Source organism: Rhodococcus yananensis, from assembly GCF_020515525.1.
Classification (GTDB): Bacteria; Actinomycetota; Actinomycetes; order Mycobacteriales; family Mycobacteriaceae; genus Rhodococcus; species Rhodococcus yananensis.
This window is the reverse complement of record NZ_JAIYEP010000020.1, coordinates 1-10,821: the sequence shown is the minus strand read 5'-3', so window position 1 is coordinate 10,821 and position 10,821 is coordinate 1. Positions and strand designations below refer to the sequence as shown.

Annotated in this window: 10 protein-coding genes and 1 pseudogene; 3 read left to right on the top strand and 8 right to left on the bottom strand. The window is 66.6% G+C overall.

From position 1 onward, the window contains the following. Positions 1-39: 39 nt before the first annotated feature. From LDQ05_RS07260 to LDQ05_RS07225, 8 genes are all read right to left on the bottom strand, one after another. Entirely contained in the window at positions 40-852 is an 813-nt protein-coding gene (locus tag LDQ05_RS07260; protein ID WP_226436223.1) for an ABC transporter ATP-binding protein, read from the bottom strand. Next, positions 849-1,901, bottom strand: coding sequence for a FecCD family ABC transporter permease (locus LDQ05_RS07255; protein ID WP_372461048.1), 1,053 nt, complete (start codon positions 1,899-1,901; stop codon positions 849-851). Before LDQ05_RS07255 ends, LDQ05_RS07260 begins: the two co-directional genes overlap by 4 nt. Next, positions 1,898-2,887: a FecCD family ABC transporter permease gene (locus tag LDQ05_RS07250; protein WP_226436224.1), complete on the bottom strand. Its 990-nt coding sequence runs from the start codon at positions 2,885-2,887 to the stop codon at positions 1,898-1,900. The genes LDQ05_RS07255 and LDQ05_RS07250 overlap by 4 nt, the downstream gene beginning before the upstream one ends. A 44-nt stretch (positions 2,888-2,931) precedes the next feature. Continuing rightward, positions 2,932-3,972, bottom strand: coding sequence for an iron-siderophore ABC transporter substrate-binding protein (locus LDQ05_RS07245; protein WP_226436222.1), 1,041 nt, complete (start codon positions 3,970-3,972; stop codon positions 2,932-2,934). A 147-nt stretch (positions 3,973-4,119) separates the two neighbouring features. Then, complete coding sequence (locus tag LDQ05_RS07240; protein ID WP_226436221.1) at positions 4,120-4,887, bottom strand: helix-turn-helix transcriptional regulator; 768 nt, start codon at positions 4,885-4,887, stop codon at positions 4,120-4,122. Positions 4,888-4,911: 24 nt separating this feature from the next. Then, positions 4,912-5,049, bottom strand: a complete 138-nt coding sequence (locus LDQ05_RS07235) for a hypothetical protein (protein WP_226436220.1) — start codon at positions 5,047-5,049, stop codon at positions 4,912-4,914. A 15-nt stretch (positions 5,050-5,064) separates the two neighbouring features. Further along, a complete protein-coding gene (locus LDQ05_RS07230; RefSeq protein ID WP_226436219.1) occupies positions 5,065-6,231 on the bottom strand; it encodes an acid phosphatase in 1,167 nt (388 codons plus the stop codon). 168 nt (positions 6,232-6,399) lie between these two features. Further along, positions 6,400-7,278 (bottom strand): sulfurtransferase, encoded by an 879-nt coding sequence (locus LDQ05_RS07225; protein ID WP_226436218.1) that lies wholly within the window; start codon positions 7,276-7,278, stop codon positions 6,400-6,402. Between the two features lie 185 nt (positions 7,279-7,463). Here LDQ05_RS07225 and LDQ05_RS07220 point away from each other — a divergent pair, with 185 nt between their 5' ends. The 3 genes and pseudogenes from LDQ05_RS07220 to LDQ05_RS07210 form a co-directional block, all read left to right on the top strand. Continuing rightward, positions 7,464-7,775 carry a hypothetical protein gene (locus LDQ05_RS07220; protein WP_226436217.1) on the top strand — a complete coding sequence of 104 codons (312 nt, stop codon included), beginning with the start codon at positions 7,464-7,466 and terminating at the stop codon, positions 7,773-7,775. Continuing rightward, entirely contained in the window at positions 7,772-10,165 is a 2,394-nt protein-coding gene (locus LDQ05_RS07215) for a TPR repeat domain-containing protein (RefSeq protein ID WP_226436216.1), read from the top strand. The genes LDQ05_RS07220 and LDQ05_RS07215 overlap by 4 nt, the downstream gene beginning before the upstream one ends. 140 nt (positions 10,166-10,305) lie before the next feature. Further along, a pseudogene (locus LDQ05_RS07210) lies at positions 10,306-10,821 on the top strand (hypothetical protein); the annotation flags it as partial.

The following is a 10,821-nucleotide window of genomic DNA, read 5'->3' as shown; positions in this document are numbered from 1 at the left end:
CTGGTAGCGGGAGCTACCAGAAGTGCGCACGGGTCGGGGTCAGACGGTCACGTCGTCCACGTGATACCGCCCCACCGGCAGCACCAGAGGCCGACCCGACACCGGATCGTCGATCACCCGGCTGGTCAGCCCGAACACCGCCTGCACCGTCTCCGTGGTCAGCACCTCCGCAGGATCCCCGACCGCGTGGATACGCCCACCGGCGATCGCCACCAGATGATCGGCGTACCGCGCGGCGAGGTTCAGGTCGTGCAACACCATCACGATCGTGGTGCCCCGCGACCGATTCAGATCGGTGAGCAGATCCAACACCTCCACCTGATGGTTGATGTCCAGGTAGGTGGTGGGTTCGTCCAGCAGCAACACCTCGGTCTGTTGCGCCAACGCCATCGCGATCCACACCCGCTGTCGCTGCCCACCCGACAACTCGTCCACCGACCGCTCCGCCAATTCGGTGGTGGCGGTCGCGGCGAGCGCATCGGCGACAGCGGCGTCGTCGTCCCGGCTCCACCGCGACAGCACCCGCTGGTGCGGATGCCGTCCCCTGCCCACAAGATCGGCGACAACGATGCCGTCGGGTGCGATCGGTGTCTGCGGCAGCAACCCCAGAGTGCGGGCCAACTGCTTCGCGGGAAGCCTGTGGACGTCCTTGCCGTCGAGCAGCACATGCCCGCGACGCGGAGCGAGCAACCGCGACATCGACCGCAGCAGGGTCGATTTACCGCACGCGTTCGCACCCACGATGCAGGTGATCCGGCCCGGTGGCACCGCGAGGTCGAGTCCGTCGACAACGGTCCGGTTGCCGTAGCCGAGCTCGAGATTCTCGACGACGAGGGTATGAGCGTCGGTCACAGGGAACCTCCGGCACGGTTGGAACGGATGATCAGATACACCAGGAACGGGGCACCGAGCGCGCCGGTGACCACCCCCACCGGGTAGCGGGTGTCGAACAGGTACTGCCCGCAGAAGTCCGCGACCAGCACCAGCAATGATCCGACGAGCGCGGCGGGGATCACCAGCGACACACCCTGCCCGACGATGCGCGCGGCGATCGGACCGGACAGGAACGCGACGAACGCGATCGGTCCGGCCGCCGCCGTCGCGAACGCGATCAACCCGACGGCCGCGACGATCGCGATGATGCGGGTGCGCTCCACCCGCACCCCGAGTGCCTGAGCGGCGTCGTCGCCGAGTTGGAGCATCGCGAGGTTGCGGTTCTGCAGGAGCAGCACCGGTCCGAGCACGACCAGCGCCACCACCACCGGCAGGGTCGCCGACCAGCCGACGCCGTTGAGGCTGCCGGTCAGCCAACGCATCGCCTCCTGCATGTCCCACGCACCGGCAGTACTGAGCAGATACGCGGTGACGCTGTCGAGCATCGCGGCGATCCCGATACCGATGAGGATCAGCCGGGTGCCGGCGACGCCGCTGCGGAACGACAGCGCGTAGATGAGCAGTGCGACACCGAGTCCGACGACGATCGCGAACACCGACACCTGCGTGCCCCCGAGCGACAGCACGATGATCGCGAAGGCCGCCGCGGCGCTCGCCCCCGAACTGATTCCGATGATGTCGGGGCTGGCGAGTGGATTGCGCAGCATCGTCTGGAAGGTGATACCGCCGAGGCCGAAGCAGATGCCCGCCACGACGGCGAGTACCGCGCGCGGCAGCCGCAGTCTTCCGACCGTGAAGGACGCGCCGGGCACGTCGTGCCCGAGGATGACGCGCAGTACATCGGACGGCGGGTAGTTCGTCTTCCCGAACACCAGGCTCGCCGCGAACGCGGCGACGACCAGGAGCGTCAGGACGGCGATGACGATGCGACGCCGGCGACCGCGTCGGATGCGGTTGCGGGCGACGACGTCGGTGTCGAGGGTCGGTGTGTCGAGGAGTGCGGTCACAGTTCGCGAAGTTTCTGCCGTCGGACGATGTACACGAAGAAGGGCGCGCCGACCAGCGCGGTGATGATGCCGACGTCGATCTCGCCGGGCCGCGCGACGATGCGTCCGAGGACGTCGGCGGCGGTCAGCAGCGCGGCGCCGGTGACCGCGGACAGCGGCAGCAGCCACCGGTGGTCGATGCCCACGACCAGCCGGCACAGGTGCGGGACGACGAGTCCGACGAACCCGATGGGGCCGGCCAGCGCGGTGGCCACACCGCACAGCAGGACCGCACCCAGGGACGACACGCCGCGGGCGAGAGCGACACGTTCGCCGAGTCCGGCGGCGACGTCGTCGCCGAGCGCGAGGGAGTTGAGGCTGCGGGCCGACAGCAGGCACAGCACGAATCCGACGACGAGGAACGGCACGGCCTGCGTCATGGTGTCGAAGGTGGCTCCGCCGACACCGCCGATCTGCCACGATCGGATGTTCGCGGCGATGTCGTTGCGCGGAAGCGTGATCGCGGTGATGAACGAGACGAGCGCGGCGGAAGTCGCGGTGCCGGCCAACGCGAGTTTCAGTGGTGTGGGTCCGCCGCGTCCGAGGGAACCGACGATGTAGACGAACACCGCTGCCGCGGCGGCACCGCCGATCGCCACCCAGATCATGGCGGTCTGTGTCCACAATCCGAACCAGGTCATGCCGCACACCACGGCGAGGGACGCACCCATGTTCACTCCGAGGATGCCGGGGTCGGCGAGCGGGTTGCGGGTCACGCCCTGCATGACGGCACCGGCCAATCCGAGTCCGGCGCCGACCACGAGGGCGAGCACCGTGCGGGGGATGCGTTTGGCGACGGCGCCCTGCGCAATGTTGTCGGTGGCGCCGCCGAGCGCGGCGACGATGTCGTTCCACTCCACGTCCCGGGAACCGATGGTGATCGACGCGACGGTCACCGCCAGCAGCACCGCGAGCGCGACGATCGGCCACAGGGACCGGACGAGCACCGGACGCCGCGGGTCGCGTGCGTCCGGTGCGAGGGCCGTCTCGGTCACGGCCGGGGTGTCTTGGCGGCGGCCTCGGCGAGCAGGTTCACGTAGTCGCCGAGCACCCACGAGATCGCGAGCGGTGTCGGGTTGGCGGCGGTGCCGAGCGGGCCGGAGCCGTCGAGGAACACGATGGACCCGTTCTGCACGGCCGGCATCTGCGACAGCAGCGGATCGGCCTGCAGTGCGTCGACGAGCGCCTGGTCGCCGTAGGTGACGATGATCTGCACGTCGTCGAACACGTCGACCTGTTCGGCGCTGACCTTCTGCGAGAACTCGTCGCCGGTGGAGGCCTCGGCAACGCTCTTCGGGGTGCTCAGACCGAGGTCCTCGAAGAACGCGGCGCGGGTGTCGTCGGCGGTGTAGAAGCTGACCTGGCTCAGGTCGGAGGTGTCGACATGGGTGAGGAACATCGTCGATTTACCCTCGAGCCCAGGATATTTCGCCACCTCGTCGGCGATCTCCCCTTCGAGGGTGGCGATGAGTTCCCGGCCTTCGGCGGCCATGCCGATGCCGGCGCTGTTGAGCTCGATCATGTCGCGCCACGACGTCGCCCACGGTGCCTCCGGGTAGGCGACAACGGGAGCGATCTGGCTGAGCGTGTCGTAATCTTCCTGCGTCAAACCGGAATACGCGGCGAGAATCACATCGGGATCCGTGTCGGACACCGCCTCGAAGTCGATGCCGTCGGTCTCGTCGAACAGCACGGGCGGTTCGGCACCGAGTTCGTCGAGGCGTTCCTCGACCCACGGGAGCATACCGTTGTCGTCGTCGTCACCGAAGTTCGCGGCGGCCATGCCCACCGGTACCACTCCGAGCGCCAGCGGCACCTCGTGGTTGGCCCAGTTGACCGTGGCGACACGCTCGGGTTTCGCGTCGAGGGTCACGGTGCCGAACGCGTGCTCGATGGTGACCGGGTAGCCGGACGAGCCGGCGTCGGCGGCCGACGTGTCGGTCGTCTCGGACGTGTCGGAACTGCAGGCAGACAGCCCCAGGGCGACCGCGACCGTGGCCGCGGCCATCGTCAGAAGGCGCTTCGAACGCATGGTGACAGAACTCGCTCTCGTACGGGGGACCTCGTCGGCGCGCACGGAAATGCGCCCTTTAGGTGAGGTTTGCCTAAACCGTAACGGGCGGGAAAGCGCGACGCAATCGCTCGTTCAGGACACTCGCTGTTGCGATCGGGACATCGATCACCCCGCGCGGAAACTCCCCGGCGTCGTCCCGGTGACGCGACGGAACGCCACCCCGAACGCACTCGCCGACCGGTAGCCGACCCGCTCGGCGACGTCGTCGACGTCCGCGCCGCGACCGAGCAGCATCACCGCATGCTGCGCGCGCACCGCCGCGATCCACCGCCCCAGGCTCAGTCCCGTCTCCGCCCGGAACGTCCGCGTGATCGTGCGGGTACTCACCCCCAGCGCCGCAGCCCAGTCGGCCAGGGTGCGCGGATCGCCGGGATCCCCGACGATCGCGTCGACGATCGGCCTCACCAGCGGCGACGACGGCACCTGCACCAACAGTTCGTGGTCTGCGGGGGCGAGCACGTCGAGCACCATCTGTTCGGTCAGTGACCGCGATTCGGCCGACAGTTCCGGTTCGGTCAGCCGATCCAGCAGCAGACGGAGAAGCGGTGTCATGACGACCGCGACCGGCCCCTCCCCCAGCGGCGTCACTGCGTCGACACCGAAATGCGCTGCTCTGTACCAGGTTCCAGCAGGCATCACGCCCCAGTGCAATCGGCCCGCCGGAATCCACAATCCGATCGACGGGGTGATCGTCCACGTCCGTGAACCGATGGTCGCGCTGGAGGCCCCGCGCTCGTGCCACAGCAGTTCGTGCGTGGGATGCGAGTGCTCCTCCCAACGGGTGTCGCGGAGGATCCGCTCACCCGTCCCCGCGATGACGAACGGAACGTCCACCTCCCCGGCACCGTACACCGGCAGCGATCTGCTCTCCATACCGACCATTGTCGCGAACGGCACTCACTCCGAACACGGCGGATCCAGCATCGGCACGATGTAGCGGCGCGCGACTGCGACGAGTTGGTCCTCGTCGACATCGTCGAGGAGAGCCCCCACCCGTGCGCACTTCTGGTAGCGGGAGCCACCAGAAGTGCGCACGGGTCGGGGTGTGTCTCAGGCGGTTCCTGCGGCAGTCGCGGCCGCCGCGGTCGCCGCGGCGAGGTCGATGCGCAGCCAGCCGCCGTCCACACCCACCTGGTCGAGAGGGTATCCGGCGGGAATCGCAGTCTGCCGCAGAATATCCAGGCGCTCGTCGTCGCTCAGCGCCGGCGCGATACCGCGCAGCAGCACCGCCGCCTCCGCCGGGACATCGTTGACCATGCCCGGCTCGAGAGGGTCGAATCCATACGTCATCCGGTCGCGGAACTCGGCCAGCGCGGTGTCGAGCTCCCGGTACGGGGTGTCGGTGGCGATGTACTCGTCCAACGGCATCCCGACCGACCACTCCAGCTGCCCGCGGAGTTCGGTGCGGGCCTCGTCGACCAGCCGGGCGAACCGCGGGTCGTTCAGCCGATCCGCGGCCGCGGCCTGCCCCATGATCCGACCACCCATCACGTCGAGGGGAAAGTGCACTCCGAGGACGATCCGACTGTTGCCCACCTCCGACGCACGGGTCAGGATCTGCGGCGCCAGTTCAGGAAGCATGCCCGCCAACAGAATTCCGTTCAGGTACGAACTCGACGTGTGCCCCGACGGATACGAACTCGTGCCCCCGACCTCCACGTACGGATCGGCAGCTCCGCTGACGCCGTCCCCGAAGTAGTAGTGGATACGCTCCGGAGCCACCTCGAACGGACGCGGGTTGTCCCAATGTGACTTCTCCAGCAACGACAGATTGGTGACACCGACGGCACGTCCCACCTCTCCACCGAGAAGTGCCTGCGTCTTCGGCAACCTGCCGTCGCGGAGGGCTACACGGAATGCGTCGCCGAGTCCCGCACCGAGCCCCTCCGACAACGACAGCAGACGCTCGTGGTTGCTGTCGAACAGCGCGCGCTGCTGTTCCACCGCCGACGCACCATTGTTGATCTCGACGGTGAGGTCGAGGTTTCGTCGAATCAGGTCCGGTCGGGTATCGCGGATCGCGGTGAATCCGTCCAGCACCGAGATGAAGTTCTCACGGGCAGGCAGGTCGGACGGGTACGGACCGAGGAGTTCCTGCACCGAGAACGGTTCGACAACCGGTGCGACGTCCGCCGCCGGCTGTGCATACGCAAGTGGCGCCGACATCGTCACCGCCGTCGCCATCGTCAGTGCACTCGCGAACCTACGCAGCCTCATACATCGACCTTCCCCGATCCGGACACCCATCCGAGAAGTTAAACCCGCCCGGTGTCGGTTCGGCAACCACGCGGTGAACGGATCCGGTCGGGTGCGATCGGACACACCACTCCCCGCACCCGTCGGTCGAGTCCGGCCCGGTGGGCCCGCCCGAAACCACCGTCGACCTCAGCGTGGCTCCGGGCCCTCGACCGACGGCAACGAGTCGGCGCCCGCCCACTCGTCGAGCGACCCGCAGTACACGGCGACATCGGTGCGCCCCACCACCGCCAGCGCGTGTGCGACACCGGTCGCGGCGATCCCGCCGCCGCTGTATGTCACCGGCGACACCTCCGGATCCAGCGCCCCCGCTTCCTCGAACACCGCACGCAATTCGTCGGTGGGCCGGAGCCTTCCCGTCTCGAGATCGACGAGATCGCCGTACGCGATGGTGACGCTGCCGGGAATGTGGCCGCGCCGCGGATACGACGGATTGTCGCCGCGACCGGTGGCGGGATCGCGAGCATCGATGATCAGAATGCGGGGATCGTCGAGGGCAGCGGCGATCGACTCGGCGGAACACAGCATCTCCGGCCGCCGACGTGGCACGAACATCGCGGCGTGCGGAACGACCTGTCCCTCCGCGACCGGATAACCGTCGGCACGCCACACCGACAATCCGCCGTCGAGCACGGCGACGTCGTCGAACCCGTCGAGCCTCAACTGCCACCACAGGCGGGCCGCCCACATGCCGTTTCCCTGGTCGTACAGCACGACACGCCGGCCCTGCCCGATCCCGACCGCGCCGGCCGCCGCGGCGAACCTCTCCGACGACGCTGCCGTGAACGGCATGGGCGCGCGGTGGTCGGAGAAGTCGGTGAACAGGTCCGCGTACACGGCGTCGGGGATGTGCGCCTCGAGGTAGGTGTCGAGGCCGGGGTCGATGTGCACCGAACCTTCGGGGGGCATCGTCAGGTGCACGGTGGTATCGACGATCACCAGGTCCTCGTCACCGAGCTGCTCGTACAACCAATCCGCGGTCACGGTGTGCGGGCGCGTGTTGCTCATCGACTCTCTCCTTCGCCTGTCTCCGTTGCCCCACAGCGACCCAACTACCTTTTACCGCTACTGTTTTCGCTGCTCGCTATCGTGACGACGGTGGTGACCAGCGACGCAGGGGTTGCGGGGAGGCTCACGGCCTTCGCTATAGTCTTGCGCACATCGGACACGACGTCCGACCAAGGGGGAAACAGATGGGGATGCCGGACACGCTCGAAGCGGACCTTCCGCAGATCCGGACAGTGTCCGACCGTTTCGACGCGCACGCCACCGAGGTCAGCGCGATCGACACGACCGGGATACGCGTCGACGACGCACACACATACCTGAAGAAATCGGACATCGCCGTTGCGCTCGGTTCAGCCGAGGAGGCAACGCGACGAGCACTGTTGCTGCTGGCCGACCGAGCGTGGGCACTGCACGACACTTTGGACCGCGCCTGCGAGGACTACACGAGGGCCGACGAGTATCTTCGGGACGAACTGAACAAGGCGGTACGGCCGTGATCCCGACCGTCACGGACGTTCGCGAGTGGGTCCCGAACGGTCTCCAAGGTCCGGCCGACGCCACCTCGAATGTCGAATCACAGCTTTCCGGCGCTCGCGACCGAATCCGTGCGACTGCGAAGGAACTGTGGCCTGCGTGGCGCGGCATTGCCGCCAACGCTGCCGAAGACCATCTCGACAACGAAGACCGCGCGGCCAAGAAGGTCGTCGAAGAGATCGGGAACATCGCATCGACGCTCGACCTGGTCGACGACGCGCTGGACTTCGCGTTCCAGGCTGCGCGCAACAAGATCACCGACGCGGAAGAAGCCGGTTTCGTGGTCAGCGACGACGGTGTGGCGGAAGGCGTGGACTTCCCCGGTGTCGCCGATGGAGCACCCGACGCTGCCGCTCATTGGAGCATGATCGCGGAGGCACTGAGTACGATCGGTAGTGTCGATTCCGAGAATGCCCGACGGATACAGTCCTGTGTCTCCGATCTGATCGATGTCACCCCCAAGGCGGCAACCTTCACACCCGACGATGCCGCGAACGATTGGTCCAGGCTCTCCGACGGCACGATCACACGCGAGGATCTCGGCCGATTCAGGGCCAATCTTGCTGCCACCGGGATCGATCCGAGCATGTTTACAGAGTTGGCGAAGGGAAACACCGTCACCGGCTTGCCGGCAGAAGTATTCACCTACTTCGAAACCTTCTACGCGACGGCCGGTATCGACGGAATTCTGGAACTCGAGCAACAGCTCGCGAACGACGGAAGTCCGGACTCCCTTCGCGCACGCGACAACCTGGCGAACGGCCTGATGTTTCTGTCCAACGAGAACGTCAGCGACGTCAATGGTGTGCACGGCGGCTGGGATCGCCTCCCGCAGAACGTTCGAGACCTCGCCGAGCTGAGGGCCCCCGGCCATCGGGTTCCACCGACGCTGCCCGAGTATCTGGACTCGCTTCCCGCGGGTGTGCGAGCCGAGTTGGAGTCGCAACCGGGCAGGGCAGCGCAGGCGCACCGCGATGCCCTGAACAACACGGACTTCGCCGGCTACCACGCCACGGCCCTCCGCGCTGCCGACTTCTGGGACTTCGCGGGCAGCGGCGGCGCCGTACCCGGGGCGGAGCTCGGCGTCAATCTCGTCGAAACCGCGGTATTCCAGATCACCTCGGCCGAGGAGACCGAAGCTCTCCAACCGAAGCCCAGCTACGGAACCCCGTTCACCGAAACCCGACCCGCCGAATCGATGCTCGATCTCGCCACCAACAACCGTGACGTGAGCATGCGAATTCTCACCGGCGACCTGGACGGCGACGGACACCCCGAGACACAGCGCGACGACCTCCTCGCGCCGCTGTTCACACACACCTGGGACGACGGCGGCGAATCGGTCGGCAAACTTGCCAACTGGATGACCGACGAGATGAGCACGGCCCGCAATGAAGGCGACACCGCACGCATCGACCGCGCAGAGACATCGGCACTTGCTCTCGCGCAGTATCTTTCACACGAAGAGAACTATGACCGGTCGATGGATGTGCACGGAGAGAACACGTCGAACGTCGGGGAAGTCAACCCGCATCTGGTGCGCGGATTCGCCAACGGGCTGTACGGGTACGTTCCCGAACTTATCCAGGAAGACAATTCCGGCGCATGGGCACGGGGTGATCTGGAGGAGACCGACAGGTTCCATCATGCGCAGCGTGTCTTCACGCTGATGGCCACCGACCCCGAGTCGAGCGCAACCTTCGGCAACGCGGCCACTACCTTCACTCGAGCGTTCGCCGCCGAATACGCCGATCCGTCGACCATCTCCCACACACCCGCGCAGATGGCAGGGCGTCTGCAAGCCCTGGTGGACAAGGGGATCTACAACGTTGCCGATGAGATGTTCGACGACAACAAAGCACGTGAAGACTTCGCGCAGCAGCGGAGAGCCGATACCTACTCGACCAACTACACGGTGATCCGCAATCTGGTCGCCCTCGATCCGCGATTGAGCGCGACAGTCGGGTTGCTGATGGATGTCAACAGCAACTCACTTCAGAGCGCGTTCGTCCCGACCTTCGACGATGTGGAGAGCTCACCGTTCACCGGGGAGTTCAGCGACTACAGCGCACTGAACTCGTATTTTCTCCTGGAGAGCGCTGTCGCTCAGCACGGACTACCGCAGGACAGTCGAGCGTTGGAGGGGCTGGACGAACTAGGAATGGTCGATAGTGCTGGCGTGGTGCAGTATCCGGGCAGTGACGTATCGACAGCGGAAATCACCAGCGCCTCCGACAACGCGCTTCGGACCTTCGATGTCGATCTCAGTGACTACCGGAATTACTACCTCGACGGCTACGGCCAGATAGTGCCGGCGGTTCGGGACGCCCCACGAGAAACCGGCCCGCGATGAAGGGGAGACCTGTCCGCACGAAGCGACGTTCGCAAGCCGTACAGTTCGCTGTCCTGCTGGTGTCGTGCACGTTGGTGATGGTGGCCTGTACGTCGAGACCGGCACACACCGACTCCGACCCTGCCGATACCACCGACCCATTGGCGACACTCGCCGCCGACGCCGAGATCATGTCCCACCGCTGGTACGCACCACCGGACATCGACCTCGACGCACCCGACATCCACGTCGCCCGCGCCTACGCCGAAAGCGAATGGAGCTACCGGCGCACCGCCGACATCTCCACCACCTATCCCGGCTACGACAAAGTCACCATAGACCGGTTCACCTCCCCCACCCCCCGCACCGGAACAGCCGACCACCACATCCTCGAAGCCCGCACCGTCACCTACAACGGACACCCCGCCACCGAAATCCACATCTGCAACGACTACATGAACACGGCCCGACCGACCGACACCGGATGGATGCGCAAGGACCGCCACGGATACCAATCACTTCGCATCCAACGGACCAACTGGAGTACGGCGTCCAGGCCGCAACTCGACTACACCCATCGCATGCCCTACCCCACCTGGAACGTCTTCGACGGCTGGGACGTCCGCCCGTTCACCGACCGCCGCATGGACTACGGCCTGCCCTGGAGCAACTGCTAC